This window comes from Mycobacterium sp. Root265, assembly GCF_001428895.1.
In the GTDB taxonomy this organism is placed as follows: domain Bacteria; phylum Actinomycetota; class Actinomycetes; order Mycobacteriales; family Mycobacteriaceae; genus Mycobacterium.
Genome location: NZ_LMJA01000029.1, coordinates 148,272 through 173,729, shown reverse-complemented (window position 1 = coordinate 173,729; position 25,458 = coordinate 148,272). Strand labels below are relative to the sequence as shown.

Below are 25,458 nucleotides of genomic sequence, written 5' to 3'. Positions count from 1 at the left end.
GTCGAGGCTGAACCAGTTAAACAACGGAATCGCTCCTGACGACTTCCACAGAAGTCTTATCGCCGGTCTTGTCGCCGCGCTCGGGTATCGGGTCCCATCCGCCACGGTGCCATGGACCGCATTTGGCCAACCTCACCGCGGCCAGCCAGCCGCCGCGGATCAACCCGTATTCGGACAACGCATCCACGGCGTACTCACTACAGGTGGGGGTGAACCGGCACGACGGCAACCGCAGCGGAGAAATCACCGTCCGATACAGCTGGATCACGAAGATCACGCCGCCGGCGGCCCACCGGGTCACGGTCGGCTCGGCTTGGGGGTGCGGGTCTTCTTCAGCGCCGCCCGAAGTTCGGATTCGAGGCGGGCCGAGATGGCGTCCCGGCTGCCCGGCAACGCACGGATCACCACACGAGCGCGTGGACCGAGATCGGTCGCGTCATCGTTGATGAGGTGAAAGGCCGCATGACGCAGCCGGCGTGAGACACGGTGACGTTGCACCGCGGAGCCGACCGATTTGGACACCACGAGGCCTATCTTGGGTCCGTCATCAGAGCCGTCAGGAAGCCCGTCGTGCAACGCATGCACGACGAGATCGGGCTGAACCGCCCGTACTCCTTGGCGAACCGTGACACCGAAATCAGTAGACCGTGTCATCCGGTACCGGGCCGGAAGCACTGCCCTGAACCCTGCGTCGAATCACGCAGTCAGGGAACGGCGGCCCTTGCTACGGCGGCCGGACACGATGGCGCGGCCTGCACGCGTACGCATACGCAACCGGAAACCGTGCACACGGGCCCGGCGGCGGTTGTTCGGCTGGAAAGTCCGCTTGCCCTTGGCCACGGCTGTTTCTCCTCGTTCGGTCTGGTGTCGACAACCTCGGTCACCATGACAGTCATGGCAGCCGAGGACGCAGCCACCGTTGGTAAGCTCATCCATCTTGCCGGCGCGGCACCTCTGCGGTTCTCAAGAGAACCACCGAGTCGCAGCCGTATCGCCACGTGCGGGCGACTGTTCGAGGGTACTGACGAGATTTGCCTGGGTCAAACCTGGCCAGACCCGCTCGCAGTCGGCCCGAACTCAGCCTCACCCGGTAACAAAAGCCACACCAGTCACCAACTTTGCCTTGCCTGTGAGGAACCTGTCGGCAATGTTGCAGAACGGTTGGCACTCCGAGAGAAAACTGTTAGCTTTTCGCAATGCCGTTTCGAAGTGGAACGGCGCCGGAACCAGAGCGAGGACGACACCGGCCGGGAGCCCGCAGACCACAATCGGTATGTGATGAGCTCCGACACGGGATCCACGCCCACAGATAGCGCGATGATTACTACTGATTACTGTCCACAGTCTGTGGATAACTATGTGGACAGTTTGTTATCGTCGCCCCCCGGGACATCCCGAGGAAGCCGTTAGGGGGTAGGCGTCGTTGACCGCGGACCCCGATTCCTCGTTCGTCACCGTCTGGAACAACGTCATCTCCGAACTCAATGGGGAGACACCGTTCGGCGAGACCGTCAACGGCGGCCCACGTGAGCAACTTCTCACCGCACAGCAACGTGCCTGGCTGAAACTCGTCAAGCCCCTGGTCATCACCGAGGGATTTGCTCTGCTGTCGGTGCCCTCCGCGTTCGTCCAGAACGAGATCGAACGACTGCGCGAACCGATCGTCACCGCACTCAGCCGCCAACTCGGCCAACGGGTGGAACTCGGCGTCCGCATCGCCACCCCCGGTCCCGAGGACGTTCCGGAGCCCGAGGCCGCATCCGGGCACGACGAACCGCACGCGACCGACAACGAAGAGGTCGACGAGGACGGCGAGGCCCTCGCCAGTGCGGAAGCCAGCTGGCCGACGTACTTCAACCGGTCCCAGCCGGCCGCCCCGGAAGCCAACGCCGTCAGCCTCAACCGGCGCTACACCTTCGAGACGTTCGTCATCGGCGCCTCCAACCGCTTCGCCCACGCCGCCACCCTCGCCATCTCCGAAGCACCCGCGCGGGCCTACAACCCGTTGTTCATCTGGGGTGAGTCCGGCCTGGGCAAGACACATCTGCTGCACGCGGCCGGCAACTACGCGCAACGGCTCTTTCCCGGGATGCGCGTGAAATACGTCTCCACAGAGGAATTCACCAACGACTTCATCAACTCCCTGCGCGACGACCGCAAGGCGTCGTTCAAGCGCAGCTACCGCGATGTCGACATCCTGCTCGTCGATGACATTCAGTTCATCGAGGGCAAGGACGGCATCCAGGAGGAGTTCTTCCACACCTTCAACACGCTGCACAACGCGAACAAGCAGATCGTCATCTCCTCGGACCGCTCCCCCAAGCAGCTGGCCACCCTCGAGGACCGGCTCCGCACCCGTTTCGAATGGGGCCTGATCACCGATGTGCAGCCCCCGGAGCTGGAGACCCGCATCGCGATTCTGCGTAAGAAGGCGCAGATGGATCGTCTCGACGTGCCCGATGACGTGCTCGAGCTGATCGCCAGCCGCATCGAACGCAATATTCGTGAGCTCGAAGGCGCCCTGATCCGCGTCACCGCTTTCGCGTCGCTGAGCAAGACCACGATCGACAAATCGTTGGCCGAGATCGTGCTGCGCGATCTCATCTCGGACTCCAGCACCATGCAGATCAGTACCGCGACCATCATGGCCGCCACCGCCGAGTACTTCGAAACCTCCATCGAAGAGCTCCGTGGGCCCGGTAAGACCCGTGCGCTGGCGCAGTCCCGTCAGATCGCCATGTACCTGTGCCGTGAGCTCACCGATCTGTCACTGCCACGTATCGGTGAAGCCTTCGGGCGCGACCACACCACCGTCATGTACGCCGAGCGCAAGATCCGCGACGGCATGGCCGAGCGGCGTGAGATCTTCGATCACGTCAAGGAACTCACCACCCGGATCCGCCAGCGCTCCAAGCGCTGAGCCCACTCTCGAGTCGTTCCGGCGACAAAAATTTCGAAAAACTTGTGACCCGTTCGCACCACTCGTCACAAAAAATCGGTGTGGAAACTGCTGTGCACAACTTGCGTGAAACCTGTCGTCAACCCGGTGTGCACTCCACAATCACCGTGTTATCCACAGGGACCACCAATCCGCCCGATATTGCTCCACAACCTGCGCACACCCCCGGCGCGCCCGCGACCTGCACCGAGCAGCCTTCATCCACAGCTTCCACAGGACCTATTACTGTTGCTTTTATCTCTAGAAGGTTCATCTTCTAAAAGCAGGCTGTTGGGGACAGAGCTCGAACCACACTGATCGAGGCCCCTCCGGGGCTGCGCGCTTCGCGAGCGAATCGCTTTCAAGTTCGCGCCGAACGCTCTACGGTGGTGATTCGATACGCCGGTGCGATCGTCGACCAGTTCGCGACTACGCTCGGAGTGACACGGGGAATCCGCTGGTTGGTGCTGGTTGATGCGGTAGATCGAAGGGACGTTATGGACGTGGTGACGACGAATGTTGGTCTCACCGATTTGAAGTTCCGTCTGGTACGTGAGGATTTTGCCGATGCGGTGGCGTGGGTTGCCCGCAGTCTGCCGTCCCGGCCTACCGTTCCGGTGCTCGCCGGCGTGCTGCTGACCGGTTCCGATGACGGTCTGACCATCTCCGGATACGACTACGAAACCTCCGCCGAGGTTCGCGTCGCGGCTGAGATCGCTTCTCCTGGAAGCGCTTTGGTATCCGGTCGGCTGCTCTCAGATATCACCCGGTCACTGCCTGCCAAGCCCGTCGACGTCAGCGTCGAAGGCACCAGGGTGTCGCTGAGCTGCGGCAGCGCCCGCTTCTCGCTGCCCACCATGGCCGTCGAGGATTACCCGTCGCTGCCCGCGCTGCCCGATGAGACCGGGGTGGTGTCCGCCGAGCTGTTCGGCGAGGCCATCGGCCAGGTCGCCGTCGCGGCCGGCCGCGATGACACGCTGCCGATGCTGACCGGCATCCGCGTCGAGATTTCCGGCGACAAGGTTGTTTTGGCCGCCACCGACCGATTCCGCCTCGCCGTGCGTGAGCTGACCTGGTCGACGGATTCCGCAGGCGTCGAGGCGGCGGTGCTGGTGCCGGCGAAGACATTGTCCGAGGCAGCCAAGACGGGCACCGACGGAACCGAAGTGCACCTGGCACTCGGTGCCGGTGCGGCCGTCGGTAAAGAGGGCCTGCTCGGTATCCGCAGCAACGGCAAGCGCACCACCACCCGGCTGCTGGACGCCGAATTCCCGAAGTTCCGTCAGTTGCTTCCGACCGAGCACACGGCGGTCGCGACCGTCGGCGTCGCCGAACTGACCGAAGCGATCAAGCGCGTGGCTCTGGTGGCCGATCGTGGTGCCCAGGTCCGGATGGAGTTCAACGAGGACGGCGTGCGATTGTCCGCAGGCGCTGACGATGTCGGTCGTGCCGAGGAAGATCTGCAGGTGGATTTCGCCGGCGAGCCGTTGACCATCGCGTTCAACCCGACGTATCTGACCGATGGTCTGGGTTCGTTGCGCTCGGAGCGTGTGACATTCGGCTTCACGACACCCAGCCGTCCCGCGGTGTTGCGTCCCGCGGGGGACAATGGTGTCGAGGCCGGCGCAACGGGGCCGTTCCCCGCCGCGCAGACCGACTATGTCTACTTGTTGATGCCGGTGCGGCTTCCGGGCTGACCGGCTGACCGTCGCGGAGGGATGCACGCATATGCAACTCGGGTTGATCGGGCTGGGCAAAATGGGCTTCAACATGCGGGAACGCCTGCGTGCGGGAGGCCACCAGGTGGTCGGTTACGACCCCCGCCCCGAGGTCACGGATGTGCCGACCTTGGCCGCGTTGGCCGAGGCTCTGCCGGCACCACGCACGGTGTGGGTGATGGTGCCCTCCGGTGAAGTCACCCGCACGACCATTGCGGATCTCGCGGAGGTGCTCGAGCCGGGTGACCTGGTGATCGACGGTGGCAACTCGCGCTACACCGAAGACGGTCTGCACGCGAAACTGTTGGGTGACAAGGGAGTTTCGTTCATCGACGCGGGTGTGTCGGGCGGCATCTGGGGTCTCACCGAGGGTTATGGGTTGATGGTCGGCGGCAGCAATGAGGACATTGCCCGCGCCATGCCGATCTTCGACACCTTGCGCCCCCCCGGCGAACAAGCCGACGGATTCGTGCATGCCGGCCCGGTGGGTGCCGGCCATTTCACCAAGATGGTGCACAACGGCGTCGAGTACGCGTTGATGACCGCGTACGCCGAGGGCTACGAGTTGCTCGCCGCCGAGGATCTGGTCAAGGATCCGCAAGCGGTGTACCAGGCCTGGACGAATGGCACGGTGGTCCGGTCCTGGCTGCAGCAGTTGCTGGCCAAGGCGTTGAAGGAAGATCCGGGCCTGGACAATCTGACCGGGTACACCGAAGACTCGGGTGAGGGCCGCTGGACGGTCGAGGAAGCCATCCGGCTGCGCGTCCCCGTTCCTGGTATCGCCGCTTCGTTGTTCGCCAGATTCCTGTCCCGGCAGGAAGATTCACCGACCATGAAGGCAGTTGCCGCGCTGCGCAACCAGTTCGGTGGCCATGCGGTGCAGCGGATTTCGGAATCCGGCTAGTTTTGTACGTACGCCATTTGGGATTGACGGACTTCAGGTCCTGGCCGCGGGTCGACCTGGAACTCGAGCCCGGACACACGGTTTTCGTCGCACCGAATGGCTATGGCAAGACCAATCTCATTGAAGCTCTTTGGTATTCGGCGACTCTGGGGTCGCACCGGGTGGCCTCCGACGCGCCGCTGATTCGCTCGGGCGCCGAGCGTGCGGTGGTCTCGACCATCGTCGTCAACGAAGGCCGCGAACTCGGTGTCGATCTCGAGATCACCACCGGACGCGCCAACAAGGCCCGGCTGAATCGCTCACCGGTCCGCAGCCCGCGCGAGATCCTGGGTGTCCTGCGTGCGGTGCTGTTTGCGCCGGAAGATCTGGCGCTGGTGCGCGGCGACCCCTCGGAACGCCGCCGGTACCTCGACGAGGTCGCGACCACCCGGCGGCCCCGGATCGCGGGTGTGCGCGCCGACTACGACAAGGTGGTCCGGCAGCGCACCGCGCTGCTCAAATCCGCGGGGCCGGCACGCCACCGCGGCGACACCTCGATGCTGGACACCCTGGAGTCCTGGGACGGACATCTGGCATCCCATGGCGCCCAACTCATTTCGGCGCGTGTTGATCTGGTCAACCAGCTTGCACCCGAGGTAGAGAAGGCCTATCAGTTACTGGCACCGGCGTCGCGGCCCGCCGCGATCAGGTACCGGAGCTCGGTCGAGATCGTCGAGAATGAAGCGAGCGCGGGCACCGTCGATCCGGGGATCTACGAGTCCGCACTGCTCGAGGAATTGAGCCGCAAGCGCTCCGCAGAACTCGAACGTGGAGTCTGCCTGGTCGGGCCGCATCGTGACGATCTCGAGCTGCGTCTGGGCGAGCAACCCGCGAAAGGATTCGCCAGTCACGGCGAATCATGGTCCATGGCATTGGGTTTGAGGCTGGCCGCCTACGAGCTGTTGCGTACCGAGGGTTCTGACCCGGTGTTGCTGCTCGACGATGTGTTTGCCGAGCTCGACAGCGCACGACGGCAGGCGCTGGCCAAGGTGGCGGCATCCGCGGAGCAGGTTCTGGTCACGGCAGCCGTCCCGGAGGATCTTCCCGCGGACTGGGATGTGCGCCGCATCGAGGTCGGCATGCGCGATGATGACAGCGGACGTATTTCGGAGGTGCTGACATGACCGCGGATGACGAGGTTCAGGGACCGCCCGATCATCTGGCCGGTCTGACCGGCATGGACATGGTGCGCCGGGCGCTCGAGGAGGCCCGCGGTGCCGCACGCAGCCAGGGCAAGGATGTCGGTCGCGGCAGGGTGTCACCCGCCAAGCGTGCGCCGGCGGCCGGCGGTAAGCGCCGGCGATGGTCGGGCCCCGGTCCGGACGCCCGTGATCCGCAGACGTTCAGTGCCGCTACCCGCGACCTCGCCCAGTCACGTGGCTGGTCCAAGCAGGTCGCGGAGGGATCGGTCATGGGTCAGTGGGCGACGGTCGTCGGCGACCAGATCGCCGACCATGCGGTGCCGACCAGCCTGCGCGACGGGGTGCTGACGGTGTCGGCCGAATCGACGGCCTGGGCCACCCAGCTGCGGATGGTGCAGGCCCAGCTGCTGGCCAAGATCGCGGCCGCCGTCGGGGACGGGGTGGTGACCTCGATGAAGATCCAGGGACCGGTGGCTCCATCCTGGCGCAAGGGCAACCGCAGCGTGCCCGGACGTGGCCCGCGGGATACCTACGGATAGTGGTCGCCTCAGGCCCTCGATACGCCGGAAAACGAGCTGCTTGAGCGTCCCGACGCTCCGATAGGCCAGAAATTCCGCGCACGGCGCGGTTAGGTAGGTGGAAACGCCGCTACAGATTCAGTCCTGACAGTGCGTAACGGTAGACTGTGGGGAGCTTTGCCGGCGGTATCGAACCGCCCCCCGCGAACCCCAAGGAGACGCGTCCAACGTGGCTGCCCAGAAGAACAGTGCCCCAACCGCATATGGTGCGGAGTCGATCAAGGTGCTCGAGGGCCTCGAGGCGGTCCGGAAGCGTCCGGGCATGTACATCGGATCCACGGGCGAGCGCGGCCTGCACCACCTGGTGTGGGAGGTCGTGGACAACGCGGTCGACGAAGCGATGGCGGGATTCGCCAGCAAGGTCGACGTCCGCATCCTGGAGGACGGCGGCGTCGAGGTCACCGATGACGGCCGCGGCATCCCCGTCGCGATGCACAGCACCGGCATCCCGACCGTCGATGTGGTCATGACCGTGCTGCATGCCGGCGGCAAGTTCGAGGAGGGCGCCTACCAGGTGTCCGGCGGGTTGCACGGCGTCGGGGTGTCCGTCGTCAACGCCCTGTCCACGCGCCTGGAGGCCGACATCCGCACGGACGGGTCCGAGTGGTTCCAGACCTACGAATACTCGGTGCCCGGCACGCTGCGCCAGGGTGAGCCGACGAAGAAGACCGGCACCACCATCCGGTTCTGGGCGGATCCCAACATCTTCGAAACCACCAACTACGACTTCGAGACCATCGCCCGCCGCCTCCAGGAGATGGCATTCCTGAACAAGGGATTGACCATCGACCTCATCGACGAGCGCGTCACCGCCGATGAGGTGGTCGACGAGGTCGTCAGCGATACCGCCGAGGCGCCGAAGTCCGCAGGTGAGAAGGAGGCGGAGGCCAAGGGCCCGCACAAGGTCAAGCACCGCTCCTACCATTACCCCGGCGGGCTGGTGGACTTCGTCAAGCACATCAACCGCACCAAGACCGCGATCCAGCAGAGCATCATCGATTTCGACGGCAAGGGTCCCGGCCACGAGGTCGAGATCGCCATGCAGTGGAACGCCGGCTATTCGGAATCGGTGCACACCTTCGCGAACACCATCAACACCCATGAGGGTGGCACCCATGAAGAGGGTTTCCGCAGCGCGTTGACCACGGTGGTCAACAAGTACGCCAAGGACAAGAAGCTGCTCAAGGAGAAAGACGCGAACCTCACCGGCGACGACATCCGGGAAGGCCTGGCAGCCGTCATCTCGGTGAAGGTCAGCGACCCGCAGTTCGAAGGTCAGACCAAGACCAAGCTGGGCAACACCGAGGTCAAGTCCTTCGTCCAGAAGATCTGCAATGAACAGCTCAGCCATTGGTTCGAGGCCAACCCGGCCGAAGCCAAGACTGTTGTGAACAAGGCGGTTTCCTCGGCGCAAGCCCGGATGGCGGCGCGCAAGGCGCGGGAACTGGTGCGGCGCAAGAGCGCCACCGACATCGGTGGTCTGCCCGGCAAGCTCGCCGACTGCCGCTCGACGGATCCGCGTCTGTCGGAAGTGTATGTGGTGGAGGGTGACTCGGCCGGCGGCTCGGCCAAGAGCGGCCGGGACTCGATGTACCAGGCGATTCTTCCGCTGCGCGGCAAGATCATCAACGTGGAGAAGGCCCGTATCGACCGGGTGCTGAAGAACACCGAAGTCCAGGCGATCATCACCGCGCTCGGCACCGGCATCCACGATGAGTTCGACATCGCCAAGCTGCGGTATCACAAGATCGTTCTGATGGCCGACGCCGACGTCGATGGTCAGCACATCTCGACACTGCTGCTGACGCTGCTCTTCCGGTTCATGAAACCGCTCATCGAGAACGGACACGTCTTCCTCGCGCAGCCGCCGCTCTACAAGCTCAAATGGCAACGCAGCGAACCCGAATTCGCCTACTCCGACCGTGAGCGGGATGGCCTGCTCGAGGCCGGCCGGGCGGCAGGCCGCAAGATCAACACCGAGGACGGCATCCAGCGCTACAAGGGTCTCGGCGAGATGGACGCCAAGGAACTGTGGGAAACCACAATGGATCCCAGCGCACGGGTGCTTCGCCGGATCACCCTCGATGACGCGGCCGCAGCCGACGAACTGTTCTCCATCCTGATGGGTGAGGACGTCGAAGCCCGACGCAGCTTCATCACCCGTAACGCGAGAGATGTTCGCTTCCTTGACGTCTGACGCCCGTTGACCTTTCTCTTCCCATTCCCAGCTGCTCATAGACGAGCGAGGAGCACATGACAGACACCACCCTGCCCCCGGGCGACGACGGCGCAACCACCGATCGCATCGAACCGGTCGACATCCAGCAGGAGATGCAGCGCAGCTACATCGATTACGCGATGAGCGTCATCGTGGGCCGCGCACTCCCGGAGGTCCGCGACGGGCTCAAGCCGGTGCACCGTCGCGTGCTCTACGCCATGTACGACTCGGGCTTCCGGCCCGACCGCGGTCACGCGAAATCGGCGCGCTCGGTTGCCGAGACCATGGGCAACTATCACCCGCACGGTGACTCGTCGATCTACGACACCCTGGTCCGGATGGCCCAGCCGTGGTCGCTGCGCTACCCCCTCGTCGACGGCCAGGGCAACTTCGGCTCGCCGGGCAACGACCCGCCGGCCGCCATGCGTTACACCGAAGCCCGGCTGACACCGCTGGCCATGGAGATGCTGCGCGAAATCGACGAAGAGACAGTCGATTTCATCCCGAACTACGACGGCCGCGTGCAGGAGCCGACCGTCCTTCCCAGCCGGTTCCCGAACCTGCTGGCCAACGGTTCGGGCGGCATCGCGGTCGGCATGGCCACCAACATGCCGCCGCACAACCTCCGTGAGCTCGCGGAGGCCGTCTTCTGGTGCCTGGACAACTACGAGGCCGACGAGGAAGAGACGCTGGCGGCCGTGTGTGAGCGGGTCAAGGGACCCGACTTCCCCACCTACGGCCTGATCGTCGGTTCACAGGGCATCCACGACGCGTACACCACGGGCCGCGGTTCCATCCGCATGCGCGGTGTCGTGGAGGTCGAGGAGGACTCCCGGGGACGCACGCTGCTGGTGATCACCGAGCTGCCCTACCAGGTGAACCACGACAACTTCATCACCTCGATCGCCGACCAGGTGCGCGACGCCAAGCTCGCCGGCATCTCCAATATCGAAGATCAGAGCTCCGACCGCGTCGGCTTGCGGATCGTCGTCGAGGTCAAGCGCGACGCCGTGGCGAAGGTGGTGCTCAACAACCTCTACAAGCACACCCAGCTGCAGACCAGCTTCGGCGCGAACATGCTGTCGATCGTCGACGGCGTGCCCCGCACGCTGCGCATCGATCAGCTGATCCGGCTGTATGTGGTGCACCAGTTGGACGTCATCGTGCGGCGGACCATCTACCGGCTGCGCAAGGCCAACGAACGGGCCCACATCCTGCGCGGTCTGGTCAAGGCGCTCGACGCGCTCGACGAGGTCATTGCGTTGATCCGGGCGTCGGCCAACGTCGACGTCGCGCGGTCGGGCCTGATCGAGTTGCTCGATGTCGATGAGATCCAGGCGCAGGCGATCCTCGACATGCAGCTGCGGCGCCTCGCCGCTCTCGAGCGCCAGCGCATCGTCGACGACCTCGCCAAGATCGAAGCCGAGATCGCCGACCTCGAGGACATCCTGGCCAAGCCGGAGCGCCAGCGCGCGATCGTGCACGACGAGTTGGCCGAACTGGCCGACAAGTACGGCGATGACCGGCGCACCCGGATCGTCCCGGCCGACGGTGACGTCGCCGACGAGGACCTCATCGCCCGTGAAGAGGTCGTCGTCACGATCACCGAGACCGGCTACGCCAAGCGCACGAAGTCCGACCTCTACCGGAGCCAGAAGCGTGGCGGCAAGGGTGTTCAGGGCGCGGGGCTCAAGCAGGACGACATCGTCAACCACTTCTTCGTCTGCTCGACCCACGACTGGATCCTGTTCTTCACCACGCAGGGCCGGGTGTACCGGGCCAAGGCCTACGAGCTCCCGGAGGCGTCGAGGACGGCCCGTGGCCAGCACGTCGCCAATCTGCTGGCGTTCCAGCCAGAGGAGCGCATCGCCCAGGTCATCCAGCTCAAGAGCTACGAGGACGCCCCGTACCTGGTGCTTGCGACCCGCAAGGGGCTGGTCAAGAAGTCCAGGCTCACCGACTTCGACTCGAACCGTTCCGGTGGCATCGTCGCGGTGAATCTGCGCGATGACGACGAACTGGTCGGAGCGGTGCTGTGCTCGGCCGAGGAAGACCTGTTGCTGGTCAGCGCGAAGGGCCAGTCCATCCGGTTCTCGGCCACCGATGAGGCATTACGTCCGATGGGCCGCGCCACCTCCGGCGTGCAGGGCATGCGGTTCAACGAAGAAGACCAACTGCTGTCGCTGAACGTCGTCCGGGAGGGCACGTATTTGCTGGTCGCGACGTCCGGCGGTTACGCCAAGCGCACCGCGATCGAGGAGTACTCCGCGCAGGGCCGTGGCGGCAAGGGCATCCTCACCGTCCAGTACGACCCCAAGCGTGGCAGTCTGGTCGGAGCGCTGATCGTCGACGATGAGACCGAGCTGTACGCCATCACCTCCGGCGGCGGTGTCATCAGGACGGCCGCTCGCCAGGTCCGCAAGGCCGGGCGCCAGACCAAGGGCGTCCGCTTGATGAACCTGGGCGAGGGCGACACACTGATTGCGATTGCGCGGAATGCCGAAGGCGGCGACGAGTCTGACGGTGACGAGGTCGAGGGCGCCGAACCCGAAGCCATCGAAGCCGACAGCACCGAGCCCGACGCAACGTGACGCGACGCCGCTGCCATCTCGGCACGGCCTGAGACAAGGAGCCGCTAGGTGACTTCACCGAACGAGCCCGGACACCCGCGTGCGGGCGAGGGCCCCGGCAGCGCCAACGGAGCGCCTGCCGGGCCGCCGGGACGCGCGGCCGCCGAGTCCGGCGACGTTCCCCCCTGGCAACGGGGACCGGCCGCCCGGGCGAACGGGCCACGTCCCGCGGAGCAGGGCACCCCACCCCGTCCCGCGGAGGCGCCCCGGGTCATCGAAGGGCAGCGGCCACCGGAGACGCCCCGGCCGACCGAGGCCCAGCGTCCCCCCGATGCGCAACGTCCGACCGAAGCTCAGCGTCCGCCGGTGCGCTCCCCCGGCACCGATGCCCGCCTCGGACAGTTCATCTCCGGGGGCCCGAGCACGGCCAACCGGGACACCGAGGTCGTCCCGAGCCGTGCGCCGGAACGGCCCGAGGGCCAGCGTTCGGAGAATTACGCCAGCGAGCTGCCGGATCTGTCCGCGCAGTCGCGATCGGCCCGCCCGGCGAGCGCCCCCGCGCCCGCCGAGCAGCGCCCGCCGGCCCCGGCCGGCCGGGTGCAGGTGGCCAAGAAGTCTGCGGGCCCCGTGCGGGCGAGCATGCAGATCCGCCGGATCGATCCGTGGAGCACCCTCAAGGTCTCCCTGGTGCTCTCCGGCGCGCTGTTCTTCGTCTGGATGATCGCCGTCGCCTTCCTGTACCTGGTCCTCGGCGGCATGGGGGTGTGGACCAAGCTGAACAGCAACGTCGGTGACCTGCTGACCAGTGACAGCGGGACCGGCGGCGAACTCATCTCCAGCGGAACGATTTTCGGCGGCGCCACGCTGATCGGTCTGGTCAATATCGTGCTGCTGACGGCGATGGCGACCGCCGGTGCGTTCATCTACAACCTCATCACCGACCTGGTCGGCGGCGTCGAGGTGACCCTGGCGGATCGGGACTGATCCACGCGGTTTGGGCGATGGGCCGTGGTTACGGTAATCTCGTCGCTCGGCCGTAAAGGTTGTTACGGGCCTATAGCTCAGGTGGTTAGAGCGCTTCGCTGATAACGAAGAGGTCGGAGGTTCGAGTCCTCCTAGGCCCACGGAAGGGTATGCACCATGAGGTTGGTGTTGGTGGCGGTGCTGGCAGCCGTAGCGGTGATCGTCTACCGATCCCGGCACGGTGTCGAGGTCTGGCACACCACCGAGGACCGGCTCGCATAACCCCGAAAGGGGCCTTAGCTCAGTTGGTAGAGCGCTGCCTTTGCAAGGCAGATGTCAGGAGTTCGAATCTCCTAGGCTCCACAATCAATACAGCAGGTCAGGCCCTATATGGTCTGGCCTGCTTTTGCGTTAGGCGGCGTCTGTGCCCACACTTTGCCCACAATCACGAGTTAACAGCTGATTGATCGCGATACCTACGGTCTCGACATCGGAGTCGAAAAGATGGCCGTAGCGGTCCAGCGTCAGAGCCGCCGACTCGTGGCCCAGCATGTTCTGCAGGCTCTTGATGTTCGCGCCGGCCTGGATCGCCAGAGACGACGCCGTGTGCCTCAGCTCGTGGATCTTGAACTCGTAGACCGTGACCTTCTCGCCGGCTGCATTCTTCTCGATCCGGGGAAATAGCTTCGCCGCGGTAACGGCGTCGGACCACCAGCGGCGGCGGACGTTCGTGCCGCGCATATGGCCGCCGGCCGTGTCGGGGAACACAAGTTCGTCAGCTGCCCCCGGTGTCAGCAGATCGGCCACGAAGTCGGAGATGCTGACCGTCCTGCCTTTGCCGCCCTTCGGTGTCCCGACGACGAACTTGTTGTCCACGAGGGTGACCGACCGCCGGACCGAGATCGTCTTCTTGTCGAGAAGAACGTCTCGCCAACGGAGTTCCGCCGCCTCCCCGAAACGCAACCCACACGTCCCCAGCACGTACACCAGCGCCCGGTGCTCGCCCGCAGCAGCCGCGAGCGCGTGCAGCTGCTCCAGCGTCAGGAACCGCTGCTCCACCGTCCCCACAGCCGGCAGCTCGACGCCATCGGCAGGGTTGAGGACCAACCGGTTATCCGCGACGGCCATCGCGAGCACCTGGCGCAGCACACCGATCGTCTTGTGCACCGACGCCGGGGCGTGACTGACACTGAGCTCGGCAACCCACTCACGGACCAGCTGACGCGAGATGTCACCCAGCGCGACATCAGCATGACTGGCAATGAACGTGTCCAGCACTACTCGATAGCGCGCCCGAGTCGACGGCTTCAAGTTGTGCTTCGACCCCAACCACTCCCCGGCGTACTCCCCCAGCCTTACCCGGCCGGCAGCAGGAGCGACGTACGAACCTCGGCGCTTGTCCACCTCCAACTGGTTGGCGAATGCCTCGGCGTCGCGTTTCGTCGTGAAGCCGCGCTTGTCGGTCTGCCGTCGATCGGGGGTCCGGTATCGAACGCGATAGCGGATAGATCCGCCTGATGTTTGATACTTACTGATCGTCGCCATCACGCCACCTTTCGAGCTCGGCCTTGAGTTCCCGCGCTACTCGGCCTTTGCGCTGGGGATTGGCATCCGCACCCGATCTGTTGTCACGTTCGGCGACGTATGTCTGACCCCATAGTTGAGACATCGCGAGTGCTCCCACGAGTCGGCTGAGGCCAATCGACTTCACTATTTTGAAGTCAGCATCAGCGAAGTCCGCGGCGAGTCGACTGGCCACGCGTACGTCCTCGCCAGTAGCCCCCCGCTTGAGACCGGTCAGTTCGTCGCTCAGTGTTTGTGCGGCGGCGTCCAAAAAATCTGTCAGCTCTTGTTGGCCATGCCGCCGATCCGAGGGGGTCGATTGCACGGCGGCGCCGGTGAGAACGGCGCGCACCTTTGAGAGCTCGAAGGTCACGTTGTCCGTGACGATTACTCGGCCTGATCCCTGGAACAGATCGGCGAGGGTGACGGGCGTCCCGATGAGTCCACCGAGGATGTCCGTGATGGCCAAAAGTGTTGGTAGCGTCGGGCTTACGCGACCAGACTCAAATGCTCCGACGCGTCCGGTGGTCCAGGCTAGCCCGTAGGCCGTCGCGGCCTTCGCGACCTCGGCGAGCGTCACGCCTGATGCCTTGCGGATCAACTGTGCGTTGCGTCCGGCAACGACGGCGATCTGTTCAGGCTCCACGACACGTCAGCTTATCTCATATGTTGCGACTTGACGGATTGCCAGGCCTGTGGTTAATTCGTGAAGTCGCAAGATTTGCGATGATCTGAGATGAGGAGCGAACGACACCATGAGCCCGCCGAGCACATCCCCCTTGACCCAGAAGCTGTGCGACGAACTGAGTCGCCAGTTGCCCATCGAAGTTCTACCGCCGGTCGCTACCAGCCGCCAGGTGGCCGCCGTCATCGGGACTAGCGAGGCCGCCCTGAGCCAGGAGCGCTACCAGCACAAGGGAATTCCGTACACCAAGATTGGCCGCCGAGTCAGGTACCTGCGATCGGATGTGATCGAGTTCCTGGCCGCTAACCGCGTTGAAGGTGCGGCCTGATGCGGGCTCTGCCGCAGCAGGATCACTGCGATCTCGGGTTGATCGAGAACGACGACACCGAAGATTTGCGCCGGAACAGCAGAACGGCCCCCGAACCCCAGGTGCGCCAACACCTGGCGGGGACCGCTCACACCCACCCATCTCGCTAAAGAAAGCAGGTCTAGTCATCATGTCTACGCCCCGCGCAAAGCGCAACACGAACACCGTCGACACCACCAACGCGGTGTCCCCGGCCGAACTCGCACCGGTCGAACTCGACCCGCCCGACCCGGTCATCGCGCGCTGGCAGGGTCTCGCCGATATCGATCTTTTGATCAACCACGATGACGATGCCGAGAAGGTCATACCCCTCCCGCGGCCAGCATGGGCCGATCCATTATGTGACGTTGTCGGACACTCGGTGTGCTCTTCCTCTTACAACACCGATTACGCGGCTATCCCGCTGACCTACATGGGCGGTGAGTCTCACGAAGACTCCGTCCTGCCGTCCAGACTTAGCGTTCGCGGGCGCCTCATAGGCTGCGGATGGCTAGGCGTGGGGATGACTGTCACCCGCTATGACGACGGCGAGTGGCGCGAAGCCGGCTGCACTATGACGTTGTCCGAGGCCCGGGACTTGATCGAAGTTCTCAGCACCGCAGTCGAGATGATTGGTGCTGACCAGTGACCGCCGCCGTGGATCGCGACTACGCGGCCCGATGGGAGGTCGACGGAGCCCGGGGTCACGCAGACACGATGTGCTGCCTGATCGACTCCGCCACCGAACATCTCGACGGCGCACAACGTACCTGTGCGGAAGCGATCCTCGACCGGGCACGCCTGGTCCTGGCAGACCTCGACCGACTGGCGGAGGTCCTTCGATGAGCGCCGCCGACATCGACACAGCCTTCACAGAAGCGATCGCCGGCTGGGACGACAAAATCCAGTGCGACCTCGCCAAAGCCCTCGGCCGACCTTGCAAGAGAGCAGCCACCTGGCTTGTGCGACAGCATGGGTGCGCTGACTTCCTGATGTGCACGCAGCATTACAACGCGCACTTCCTCCGACTGGCCGAGGAATCGTTGGCAGCACACGGTAGCGCCCGCTGCCGCTTCTGCAAGCGCAAGTTTGCCGCGGTCGGCGCGATCTTCACGGCGGTGCGGCTGTGACCGACAACAACGAGGTGGCCCCCGGCAGCAATGCCGGGGGCACCCCCTCGTCAGACTGGCGAATCGCGCGGCGCTGCAGTGTCTGTCGGCGATGGCTGACGGCGCCGAACAGTGTGGCCGCGGGCGCAGGGCCAACATGCCGAGGCGACCGTGGTTGACCTCGAAATCATGCTGGGCCACGGGTTCAGCGTCGGGCCACTTGCCGGCAAGATTCCCATCACCGCACACGGTGTGCAGGACTTCACCACCGACCGCAACGTAATCGCTTCCTGGCAACGGAAGTTCCGGGGCTGCAACTGGGGAGTCACGCAAGTGGGTGTCATCGCCCTCGACGTTGACCCTCGCCACGATGGCCACGTATCAGCGCTCGACTTGCGTCCCGAGCACGCGACTCTCTGCGTGCAGACAGGCGGGGGTGGGTGGCATTTGTATTACCGGCTATCCGGTCCCGTACGGGGCAAGGTTCAAGGCCTCGCCGGTATCGACGTGAAGGCCGGTGGCACGGGGTATCTCGTCGCACCCGGCAGCATCCACCCAGACACCGGTAAGCCCTACCGTCTCCACCGCGACGCCCCTATCGCCAATCTCCCAGAACACCTGCGGGGGCTGATCGTCCAACCCACCTACACACCACCTGAACGAGAAGGTCATCGTCAGACGACGACCTTCTCGTCAGGCGACCGGTGGGACGGTCTCGTCCGCACAGTCGCTGAGGCCACCGAGGGCAACCGCAACGGCACCCTGTTCTGGGCGGCCGCACGGGCAGCAGCCGATTCGGCCCCCGCAGCGGTTTACAGCGCGCTCGCCGCTGCCGCACACGAAATCGGGCTCGGTGTCCACGAAATACAGCAGACCATCCAATCGGGCCAAAGAAAGGCCGCAAACCCGTGATCAACGATGACGAATTCTGGTCGGCCACCGACCAACTCAAACTCATTCACCAGTGGGCACGCGCCAGCTACGTAGCCCCGCTGGGACTACTCTTCGCCGTCCTACTACGCGTGTCAGCATCCACCGGACCCGGCGTCATGCTCCCCGGCCCCCCAGCACCGGCAAGCCTGAACCAAGGCGTCGTGTTCGTCGGCCGATCCGGGGCCGGCAAGGGCGTCACCGACAAAGTCGGCCGCGTCGTCTGGCCCGCCGACATCCACGAAGAAGGTCTTGGTTCCGGACAAGGGATCGCCGAACTGTTCAAAGAACAGAAGAACGCCGAGGACCGGATCACCCGAGCACTCATATCCGTATCCGAGATCGACCACCTCGCAGCACTCAACGCCGGGCAGGGCAACAACACAAGAGCCGCCGTCAAGGCCGCGCTGACCGGCGACCGGCTGGGCAGCAAGGGCGCATCCGCCGTCACCACACGATCAGTGCCCGCTGATTCCTACCGGCTGGCCATGTCGATCAGCGCGCAGTACGGGCACACCGCCGTGCTGATGGACGACGTGACAGGCGGGACACCGCAACGGCTGTTGTGGGCACCCGTCACTGACCCCGACATGCCCGATGAGCCCGGACCTATTCCCGACGAGGTTCTGAACACGAAACTGCCGTCGTGGGCGCTGTCGGGCCAGCAGACGTTGATCCAGTACGGACCCGACGCGATCAACGAGTACGTCCGCGCGGGCCTACTGGCCAACGGTCGGGGCGACGGCGACGCGATCGACGGTCACCGCACCCTGACGCGGCTCAAGGTCGCGGCGGACTTGGCGATCCTCGACCACCGATCCGTGGTCTCGGATAAAGACTGGATGCTCTCGGAGTTCATCATGGCCAAGTCGGACGACACCCGAAACACGGTGCTGGAATACGACCGGCGCGCCGCCCGTGAAAGAGCCCGCAGCAAGGCGATAGCGCGCGCCACGGGTGAGGACTTCTACGACCAGAGCCGCCTGGAGACGGTCAAGCGAAGCATATTGCGGATGCTGGAGAACGATGGGGAGCAGTCCGGTGGGGACCTGCGTCGGCGCCTCGGTAAACGTGAGAAGCGCGAGCTGTTCGACCAAGCTGTAGCTTTGCTGGAGAACGCCGGGTTGGTCGCGTCGATGTCGGGTGAGCACAACAGTGTGAGATACCGGATCGGGTCACCCGTGACCTATCCGGTCACCCCTCAAATGCCCAGTTCAGAAGGGGTGACCGCTCTTGTCACCCGTGACCACCCTGCGACAGTCACAGACCTGGATACCCGCAGGTCGCAGGACTCCGACGCCGAACGGGTCCCGTGCCCGAAGTGGATGACCCAGTACCTTGAACAGCTCCGCGCAAAGGGCAAGGACACCGTCGAGAGCTTTGCTGTATACCAGGACGGTATGGCCGCTGGGTACGCCAAAGCCAACCTCAAACAGACCGCCGCGAACCACCCCGACGTGCGAACCATCGACCGCCGAGGCAGAGGCGGCAGCGCACTCTGGTCTATCAATCCCGCCGCAGAGATCCCGGTGTACCAACCGGCGCGCCAGTGGCTCGACGACTACCTCGACCGCCACGCGGGCGAGACCATCGACCCGGCCGACGTCCAAGCAGCGGCAGCCCGCGACGGGTATCCCTGGCACAGCATCCGCCGAGCTGCCAGCAGATCGCTGCGCCTCGAATCGCTGCCCGCTCACGGCGACGCCAAGAACGAACGCATCTGGCGAATCTCCGCCGACCAGGACGCCGACGACGGGTGCAGTGCATGACCACACGCCGAACCACAACGTCGTCGCTGGAGGAACGCATCGCTCAGCACATCACCCGCGACGGATCAGTTGTCGTGCCCCAACGGGTAGCGCGGTGGCTGGACAAGCAATCCGGTATGAACGCTGATCGGCGGATCGCATTACGCGGCACCGACCCAGAATTCTATGTCGTGCTTGCAGCGCTTCACCTCGTAGCACTCGGGGCCGATTGCGGAACGAATAGCACTGCTGGACAACAGAACACGGCAGGATCGGAGATGTGGTTGAGCACCAAGCAAGCGGCAAAAGCGCTGAACGTCACGGACCGATGCGTCCGCAAATGGATCGCCACCGGCCGGCTCCACGCCGAAATGGTCGGAGCCCGCTGGCTCATCAACCCCCACAACATCACACTCGCCCTACGCGAAATCGCATAAAGGAGAACAGATATGTCCCTTGAGTTCATCAAAGGAAAGATCGACGACATCCGCGCCGAAGCCGCCAACGTCGTCGACCAGTACGCCCGAACCCAGGACGAAGTATCCCGCGACCCCAACCTCACCGACGCCGGCAAACGTGAACAACTCGCCCCCATCCACGAATCAGCCACCGCACAACTCAAAGTCCTCCGCCAACAGGAGAGGGACATCGTCAAGGTCAAGCGGGAATCCCTGGAGCGCAATGTCTACGGACTCCCAGCAGGCACCACAAGCGACCCCGCTCGACTCGTCAGCTTCCGAGACGCCCAAGACCGCGCCAACCGCCTCACCGACCGCGACGAGGCCGAGCAGGCATACAAGTCCGCACTCCGCAGCGACGACACCGTTCTAGCCCAAGCCATCCTCGCCCAAGCACTCACCCGCGGATGGAGCAACGTCACCAACGACTACCTAGAGCGAAACCCCCAGTCCCGCGCAGACCTCGACGACCTCACCGCGATCGGAGAGTACGAACAGAACAGCTTCGCGGTGACCATGAACTACGCCATGCCCGGACTCACGACGGACACCCCCGTGTCAGTGCCGACAGTGTCATCAGGTCAGCTCAACTCGATGTTCTACAACAGCCCCCAGCAGTACCGCTAACCACCCAACAAACCGAAGGCCCACCCAATGATCAGATTGAGACACGCGGACACCAACGTCCAGGTCGTCGTCACCGACGACAAAGCAGCCAGGCTCATCGCAGAAGGCACATACAAGGCAGTGCCCGCCGCCGAACAACCACCCAAAGAAACTGAACCCCCAAAGCCGACAGCGAAGACCAAGAGCAAGACAGGACCAACCAGCATCGCGGCCGCCCTCAAATCCGCAGCCGGCCCCACCTGGGACCAAGCCGGATGAAGACCAGCGGCGGCAGGCGTCAAACCCCAGTGCATCCTTTCCACCCGGGCAAGGGCTTTCACGATGGCACTTCAGACGACGCCGAGAAGTTCCTGCGCCCGCCGCCGCACACCACCATCATGCCTCTGAACTGCAGGTATGGGGCTAGGGTCCCCGTGACCCCCACCAGCCAGGACCGCTCGGTGGGGTCGCGACGTGTGTGTGACACCCCCTACCCCCTCGTGTCGAAAGGTGGCCTGAATGCCTGAATATGCGTCTCTGAGCGCCGCTATGGAGGCCAAGGATGAGCTTGCGGAGGCCGAGATTCGGTATCGGCTGTTGGCGGAGACTTTCGAGGCCATGCCGCAGTTGCGGGCGAACCTCAACCCTGCGCTGGAGCGGACTAAGGCTGAAATCCTTCGGCTACGGGCGGTTAAGCCGGAGTCGCAGGAGAAGTCGGGCACGGTGGTTGCTTTCGATGCTGACCGCTTCCGTAAGTCAGGTGCGTAGGTCGCCCGCTATGTTTACGCCGCGCACCATGAATCCGGGTGCGGTGACGTCATGTTCGCCGGGCCATCTCGGCTCGACCAACTGACCTGTTGGCACCGGCTCGGGTGGGTATGGGTCGACAAATTCCTCACGTGCCGTCACCCACACCTGACGGCCGCTTTTAAGGTAAAGCGGACCGTTGACGATGCCCCGGTGTGTCTGCAAGTTGATTTGAGGTTCGGTCATCCATACGTATAGGACCGTTAGGCGATCCCAACTGTCGACCATTTCGATGACTATTTCGGCCGGGTTGGGCTTGACGGGGATCAGGCTGTTCCGTGGCACTGCGATGGCGAATACCATTCTTCCCCCGTGTTCGAATGAGGTGGGCTCGAATTCCCAGGACGTGGCGCGCCCTCCAGGCACGATCGGCAACTTCCCAGATGCGACGTGCTCACTCGTGACAGCTACGCGCCATGAAGCATCGAAATGTAGCGAGGCTTTCCAGGGGTTGCCTTTTGCCGCGATGTAAGTGTCCTCGCGGTGAGTCCAGATTCGCCATCCGGCGCAACCGAGCCCAGCGTTTGGGCGCCCTTAGTGATTGCGAACGCGTAGCGCAGTCGGGGGGTCGACATCGATTTGTACTCCGTTCTCCCGGCGACCCAACCGGCCCCGTGGGCTGCTCGTAAGCAGCCTGGACCATCTGGCCAAGACCGCCCGCAACTCTGATAAGTGCGGGCGGTCTGCTGTTGTTTGTAGCCCGTTCGGACGACATTCGCCGCGACAGCAATAATTGACACCTGTTGCGGTGGACGGCTAGCTGTGAAGATGCTATTTATCTCCTGAGAGCGCAAAGGCGCTCAGGGGGAAGGGAATCTTTGTGGCATTCACCTCGGTGCGTCATCGCTTGTTGGCTTTGGTCATCACCTTGTTTGTTAGCCTCGGCACGGTCACCGCGATAGAGGTCGCCAGCCCGCCGGTCGCCGCTGCGGCACCGAAGGGGATGTTCGCGAAAAACTGCATCATCAAGGCACCGTCCGGTAAGGGCGTTAAAGGCAACGGCTGCAACCTTTATGGTGCGCCGTACTACATCGGCGGACCCCGCATACCCAACGCTGGCGCAAGCAAGTTCTTCAAGAGCTGCGGCGAAGGCATCATGATGGGCGTGATCGGACTGTTCTGGGGTCCCGCCGGTCTCGCCAAAGAGGTGTTCATGGGATGCGCTGGCAATCTCGTGGCGGCCAGAGTCTTTGGGTCGTAGGTCGACGTCCACCACGCCCGCCGCTACTGACGACGACGACCAGCACGCAGGCTGTCTCGGCCAGGGCCTCGAATGACGGGTATCCGCCGTGAGATCCCCACGTAAGTGCGAAGAATGGCGTGGGTGGCTACTGGAGGTGTGGTAACTAAATAGATCGTCCGACTCGAATTCGGAGTCGGCCGAACGTCGGGATGAATGGGTCCGGTAAGACATCCGAGATAGGGAGATTGTTCTGTGCGAGGTTTGACGTTAGGTTGCGCAGTGCTGGCGTTGGCCCTAAGTGCTTGCGGGGCATCGGACTCCGGGCAGTCAGAGACCAATGAAGCGACGACGACATCAGTATTAGCTTCAGACCCGTCAGTTCCATCGACCACAACGTCGGTTCCGCAGCCCGCGGAGCCGATTGCAGGCGTGCTGCTTTGGGGCACAGACGAAGACGATGCAACCCAGTGCACACTCGAGTCGCTCAACGTCACGAGCGAGACCGTGACGCACGTCGCCACCTTTCCGAACCATATGGGCAGTTGCCTCACCGACCCGTTACAGTTCTCCACGACTTTCGACCGCATTGCGGTCACCGACGGATCACGAGGCGATTCGCAAGCGGGGTGGGCCACCTCCAACGGCGACTTCGTGCAAGTAGGACCCGACAGCACGCGATCCGACTTCGGGCTGCCCACAGCTCCGAGTTCCATCGGCTTCGACAATCACGACAACTTCTACTACGAAGTCGAGCACGGGACGATGGGCAACGCCGAACACTTCTTCGAGTACTTCCGAGTGCCTCCAGGCCAAACAGGAAATGGCGAATTCGTTGGGCGCGTCGACAGCGGCGGGGACATGAGCTTCGGTGAATTAGCCGATGGGACACTGGGATTGAATCCGCCGAATACGTGCGTGCCTCCGGTAGTATCGATATCGAATAATCCCGATCAAATAGTGCGTGCTGACTCGTGTGATGCCAACGCCCCCAAAGTTCCGATTACGCCGAACAGCAGCTTCGGCATCGACTCACTCGCCATCAGCCCAGACAAGTCCGAAGTTGTATTCAAAACTGGGAACAACAAACTGTTTCTTGTCCAGGCGCAGGGCGGAGAGCCGAAACAGATTGGGGTGAACGCACTCCGCCCTCCGGCGTACTACGAGATATGGGCCTGGATCTGAGAGCCGCGCGGCTTGTATCAGCTGAAGATGATCGACATACGCTATCGAAGGGTTTCTGCGGAATGCGTGGTTTTTCTCGGCTACCGGCAATTTGGGCTCTGGCCGTAGTGCTGATCTTGCCTAGTATGCTGGCGGGCTGTGGCGGAGAGAGTCCAAGCAGCAGTTCAGCTTCCGAAAGCACTGCCTCCGATGGCTCGGAATCGCGACCTGTAGCGGCCCCGAAGGTTGAGGGTTGCGCCGCCTACGAAGGGCCGAACCCTTCGGCAGCGGATGCGCGCGCTGCTTGGCTTGAGCTGTGGGAGGCGACGCCGGCGGATACTCGGAGCGGCAACGTAATGGATGCCTACCCATTTGAAGAGGCATACGCACTGATTGAGCCAGGAGGGGTCCAGTGGGCCTCGAACTTCACATGCAAGACGGTGCAGGATGCTCGGGATAAAGGGGTGACGGACCTGACCAGGATAGGAGTCCTGGACTGGCAAATCGGCAACCCTCGCTACATGATGGGCATGGCCGCGCAAGCCGGGGCATCCGGGTGCTGGGCCGCGAAGAACGACAACGGCTACCCGGTGACGTATCCAGACGTGTACTTCGAAGTTCCTTTAGCCATCTGCCCCTCTGCGGTACCGGAGCAATACCGCTGAGTGAACCTGCCGGACAACCGATGTCGGCATAGGGGTTGAGACATCGTCAGCTAGGCGTTTCCGAAGAGATCGGGCATCCGGTGGGCCCCGAATGCAGCTTGCTCAGCAGACTGGCGTACCGCGCCGGTATTGCCGAGGCAAGCGGCACTAACTACCGTCTCTGATATAACCCGGGGGTGAGCAGCAGAAATGTATAACTCACATGTCATTCAGCACCACGCCTGGGGCGTCGTTGTAGTTACGGCAGCGGTATTGGCATGACAAACCCCCCAGGCTGGTATCCCGATCCATTGGGCGGCCATGGTGCCCGCTATTGGGATGGCACCCAGTGGGATGGCGCAATCCAGCCAGAGCCCCAGGAGTTCCCCGAGCCCCCGCCGCCGCGGGTGGAGAAGCCCCGGCGTAACTGGCCCGTGTGGGTCGGACTGGCCGCCACCGCCGCGATTGCCGTCGGCTCAGCGGCATTCGTTATGACACGGACACCCTCGGATGCCCCGCAAGCAACGCCGACGGCCGTACCGACCACTACCGCGGCGAGCCCGACGCCGGCCCCAACTGAAGCGGTGGCGGGCGAGGTAGAGAGGGCGATGCAGCGGACGCTGGACGATGACCCGGACCTCAAGGGCCTGACCGTGGTTGAGGTCCTGCTGGTTCACAAGTCCGGCAACGAGTACAAGGGCATCGCGACCGTGAAGGCGGCGGACGACACCGAGCATGACGTTCCCGTCGACGTCACGGCCGACGACGAGAACGTGTTGTGGGAGACCCCGCCCGGGGCGTTCGCGTTCGCAGAGGAAAGTCGGCCCTCGCCACCCGCGCCGCCGCCACCACGAGTACCGCCGCCCCCGCCGCCTCCAGTCTTGAGCCCGGGCGAGGTCGAGAACTTCAGGCTGTGCCCATCCGGTCTGACCGGCGTCGCCTCGGCTGAGACTAGTTGCGCGTTCGCGGACAACGTCCGCCGAGCCTGGTACGGCCAACCGGGCTCAGTAGTCACGGCCTACAGTCCCGTCACGGGCAGGCTGTACACGATGCGTTGCGCCGCGGCGGACACGGACGCCTGGTCGACGGCGCAGCGCTGCACGGGAACGAATCCACAGGGCGACCCGCTGATCGTCTACATCAGCTAG

General features: G+C 64.0%; 29 protein-coding genes and 2 tRNA genes. 25 read left to right on the top strand and 6 right to left on the bottom strand.

Annotated features, from left to right (window positions below; genetic code table 11):
• Positions 1 to 16: 16 nt before the first annotated feature.
• From yidD to rpmH, 3 genes are read right to left on the bottom strand one after another with little or no spacing between them, the layout of a single operon-like run.
• On the bottom strand, positions 17 to 301 hold the full coding sequence (gene yidD, locus ASE48_RS21485) for a membrane protein insertion efficiency factor YidD (protein ID WP_057169173.1): 285 nt from the start codon (positions 299 to 301) through the stop codon (positions 17 to 19).
• Positions 298 to 675: a ribonuclease P protein component gene (gene rnpA, locus ASE48_RS21480; RefSeq protein WP_057169172.1), complete on the bottom strand. Its 378-nt coding sequence runs from the start codon at positions 673 to 675 to the stop codon at positions 298 to 300. Before rnpA ends, yidD begins: the two co-directional genes overlap by 4 nt.
• A 21-nt stretch (positions 676 to 696) precedes the next feature.
• A complete protein-coding gene (gene rpmH / locus ASE48_RS32290) occupies positions 697 to 840 on the bottom strand; it encodes a 50S ribosomal protein L34 (protein ID WP_068001749.1) in 144 nt (47 codons plus the stop codon).
• A gap of 583 nt (positions 841 to 1,423) precedes the next feature.
• Between rpmH and dnaA the strand changes: the two genes are divergently transcribed.
• The 10 genes from dnaA (at position 1,424) to ASE48_RS21430 (ending at position 13,433) form a co-directional block, all read left to right on the top strand.
• Positions 1,424 to 2,920 (top strand): chromosomal replication initiator protein DnaA, encoded by a 1,497-nt coding sequence (dnaA, locus tag ASE48_RS21475; RefSeq protein ID WP_057169171.1) that lies wholly within the window; start codon positions 1,424 to 1,426, stop codon positions 2,918 to 2,920.
• Positions 2,921 to 3,435: 515 nt separating this feature from the next.
• On the top strand, positions 3,436 to 4,635 hold the full coding sequence (gene dnaN, locus ASE48_RS21470) for a DNA polymerase III subunit beta (RefSeq protein WP_057169170.1): 1,200 nt from the start codon (positions 3,436 to 3,438) through the stop codon (positions 4,633 to 4,635).
• 4 nt (positions 4,636 to 4,639) lie between these two features.
• The gene (gnd, locus tag ASE48_RS21465; protein ID WP_442928752.1) at positions 4,640 to 5,560 is read left to right on the top strand and encodes a phosphogluconate dehydrogenase (NAD(+)-dependent, decarboxylating); all 921 of its coding nucleotides are present in this window, start codon (positions 4,640 to 4,642) and stop codon (positions 5,558 to 5,560) included.
• A 2-nt stretch (positions 5,561 to 5,562) separates the two neighbouring features.
• Positions 5,563 to 6,723, top strand: coding sequence for a DNA replication/repair protein RecF (gene recF, locus ASE48_RS21460; protein ID WP_057169168.1), 1,161 nt, complete (start codon positions 5,563 to 5,565; stop codon positions 6,721 to 6,723).
• On the top strand, positions 6,720 to 7,280 hold the full coding sequence (locus ASE48_RS21455; RefSeq protein ID WP_057169167.1) for a DUF721 family protein: 561 nt from the start codon (positions 6,720 to 6,722) through the stop codon (positions 7,278 to 7,280). Before recF ends, ASE48_RS21455 begins: the two co-directional genes overlap by 4 nt.
• Before the next feature lie 208 nt (positions 7,281 to 7,488).
• Positions 7,489 to 9,516 carry a DNA topoisomerase (ATP-hydrolyzing) subunit B gene (gene gyrB, locus ASE48_RS21450; RefSeq protein WP_057169166.1) on the top strand — a complete coding sequence of 676 codons (2,028 nt, stop codon included), beginning with the start codon at positions 7,489 to 7,491 and terminating at the stop codon, positions 9,514 to 9,516.
• Positions 9,517 to 9,572: 56 nt separating this feature from the next.
• A complete protein-coding gene (gene gyrA / locus ASE48_RS21445; protein ID WP_057169165.1) occupies positions 9,573 to 12,128 on the top strand; it encodes a DNA gyrase subunit A in 2,556 nt (851 codons plus the stop codon).
• 48 nt (positions 12,129 to 12,176) lie between these two features.
• Positions 12,177 to 13,091, top strand: coding sequence for a DUF3566 domain-containing protein (locus ASE48_RS21440; RefSeq protein WP_057169164.1), 915 nt, complete (start codon positions 12,177 to 12,179; stop codon positions 13,089 to 13,091).
• 66 nt (positions 13,092 to 13,157) lie between these two features.
• Positions 13,158 to 13,231 (top strand) — tRNA-Ile (locus tag ASE48_RS21435).
• Positions 13,232 to 13,360: 129 nt separating this feature from the next.
• A tRNA-Ala gene (locus ASE48_RS21430) sits at positions 13,361 to 13,433 on the top strand.
• Between the two features lie 48 nt (positions 13,434 to 13,481).
• Here ASE48_RS21430 and ASE48_RS21425 read toward each other — a convergent pair.
• On the bottom strand, positions 13,482 to 14,615 hold the full coding sequence (locus tag ASE48_RS21425; protein ID WP_082614333.1) for a tyrosine-type recombinase/integrase: 1,134 nt from the start codon (positions 14,613 to 14,615) through the stop codon (positions 13,482 to 13,484).
• Positions 14,599 to 15,279, bottom strand: coding sequence for a helix-turn-helix domain-containing protein (locus tag ASE48_RS21420; protein ID WP_057169162.1), 681 nt, complete (start codon positions 15,277 to 15,279; stop codon positions 14,599 to 14,601). Before ASE48_RS21420 ends, ASE48_RS21425 begins: the two co-directional genes overlap by 17 nt.
• 133 nt (positions 15,280 to 15,412) lie before the next feature.
• Here ASE48_RS21420 and ASE48_RS21415 point away from each other — a divergent pair, with 133 nt between their 5' ends.
• The 11 genes from ASE48_RS21415 to ASE48_RS21380 all read left to right on the top strand — a co-directional run bounded on the left by ASE48_RS21415 (position 15,413) and on the right by ASE48_RS21380 (position 21,283).
• Positions 15,413 to 15,646 carry a helix-turn-helix domain-containing protein gene (locus tag ASE48_RS21415; protein ID WP_235571416.1) on the top strand — a complete coding sequence of 78 codons (234 nt, stop codon included), beginning with the start codon at positions 15,413 to 15,415 and terminating at the stop codon, positions 15,644 to 15,646.
• A gap of 169 nt (positions 15,647 to 15,815) precedes the next feature.
• Complete coding sequence (locus ASE48_RS21410) at positions 15,816 to 16,313, top strand: hypothetical protein (protein WP_057169161.1); 498 nt, start codon at positions 15,816 to 15,818, stop codon at positions 16,311 to 16,313.
• The gene (locus tag ASE48_RS21405) at positions 16,310 to 16,510 is read left to right on the top strand and encodes a hypothetical protein (RefSeq protein ID WP_057169160.1); all 201 of its coding nucleotides are present in this window, start codon (positions 16,310 to 16,312) and stop codon (positions 16,508 to 16,510) included. The genes ASE48_RS21410 and ASE48_RS21405 overlap by 4 nt, the downstream gene beginning before the upstream one ends.
• Complete coding sequence (locus ASE48_RS21400; protein WP_057169159.1) at positions 16,507 to 16,794, top strand: hypothetical protein; 288 nt, start codon at positions 16,507 to 16,509, stop codon at positions 16,792 to 16,794. Before ASE48_RS21405 ends, ASE48_RS21400 begins: the two co-directional genes overlap by 4 nt.
• Positions 16,791 to 16,952, top strand: coding sequence for a DUF6011 domain-containing protein (locus tag ASE48_RS33865; RefSeq protein ID WP_442928745.1), 162 nt, complete (start codon positions 16,791 to 16,793; stop codon positions 16,950 to 16,952). Before ASE48_RS21400 ends, ASE48_RS33865 begins: the two co-directional genes overlap by 4 nt.
• Positions 16,945 to 17,685 (top strand): bifunctional DNA primase/polymerase, encoded by a 741-nt coding sequence (locus tag ASE48_RS21395; RefSeq protein WP_156409314.1) that lies wholly within the window; start codon positions 16,945 to 16,947, stop codon positions 17,683 to 17,685. The genes ASE48_RS33865 and ASE48_RS21395 overlap by 8 nt, the downstream gene beginning before the upstream one ends.
• Complete coding sequence (locus ASE48_RS21390) at positions 17,682 to 19,472, top strand: hypothetical protein (protein WP_057169157.1); 1,791 nt, start codon at positions 17,682 to 17,684, stop codon at positions 19,470 to 19,472. Before ASE48_RS21395 ends, ASE48_RS21390 begins: the two co-directional genes overlap by 4 nt.
• Complete coding sequence (locus ASE48_RS32285; RefSeq protein WP_082614332.1) at positions 19,469 to 19,888, top strand: helix-turn-helix domain-containing protein; 420 nt, start codon at positions 19,469 to 19,471, stop codon at positions 19,886 to 19,888. Before ASE48_RS21390 ends, ASE48_RS32285 begins: the two co-directional genes overlap by 4 nt.
• Positions 19,889 to 19,900: 12 nt before the next feature.
• Entirely contained in the window at positions 19,901 to 20,536 is a 636-nt protein-coding gene (locus tag ASE48_RS21385; RefSeq protein WP_057169156.1) for a hypothetical protein, read from the top strand.
• Positions 20,537 to 20,563: 27 nt separating this feature from the next.
• A complete protein-coding gene (locus ASE48_RS33860; protein WP_442928744.1) occupies positions 20,564 to 20,794 on the top strand; it encodes a DUF7302 family protein in 231 nt (76 codons plus the stop codon).
• Positions 20,795 to 21,034: 240 nt separating this feature from the next.
• A complete protein-coding gene (locus ASE48_RS21380; RefSeq protein ID WP_057169155.1) occupies positions 21,035 to 21,283 on the top strand; it encodes a hypothetical protein in 249 nt (82 codons plus the stop codon).
• Here the strand turns inward: ASE48_RS21380 and ASE48_RS21375 are convergent.
• Entirely contained in the window at positions 21,272 to 21,625 is a 354-nt protein-coding gene (locus ASE48_RS21375) for a hypothetical protein (RefSeq protein WP_057169154.1), read from the bottom strand. The two genes, ASE48_RS21380 and ASE48_RS21375, sit on opposite strands and share 12 nt — an antisense overlap.
• A gap of 517 nt (positions 21,626 to 22,142) precedes the next feature.
• On the opposite strand from ASE48_RS21375, the gene ASE48_RS21370 reads away from it, so the two are divergent.
• The 4 genes from ASE48_RS21370 to ASE48_RS33515 all read left to right on the top strand — a co-directional run bounded on the left by ASE48_RS21370 (position 22,143) and on the right by ASE48_RS33515 (position 25,458).
• Complete coding sequence (locus tag ASE48_RS21370) at positions 22,143 to 22,523, top strand: hypothetical protein (RefSeq protein WP_156409313.1); 381 nt, start codon at positions 22,143 to 22,145, stop codon at positions 22,521 to 22,523.
• 261 nt (positions 22,524 to 22,784) lie between these two features.
• The gene (locus ASE48_RS21365) at positions 22,785 to 23,687 is read left to right on the top strand and encodes a hypothetical protein (protein ID WP_156409312.1); all 903 of its coding nucleotides are present in this window, start codon (positions 22,785 to 22,787) and stop codon (positions 23,685 to 23,687) included.
• A 443-nt stretch (positions 23,688 to 24,130) separates the two neighbouring features.
• Positions 24,131 to 24,331: a hypothetical protein gene (locus ASE48_RS21360; RefSeq protein ID WP_156409311.1), complete on the top strand. Its 201-nt coding sequence runs from the start codon at positions 24,131 to 24,133 to the stop codon at positions 24,329 to 24,331.
• Positions 24,332 to 24,588: 257 nt separating this feature from the next.
• Positions 24,589 to 25,458, top strand: a complete 870-nt coding sequence (locus tag ASE48_RS33515) for a DUF2510 domain-containing protein (protein ID WP_235571415.1) — start codon at positions 24,589 to 24,591, stop codon at positions 25,456 to 25,458.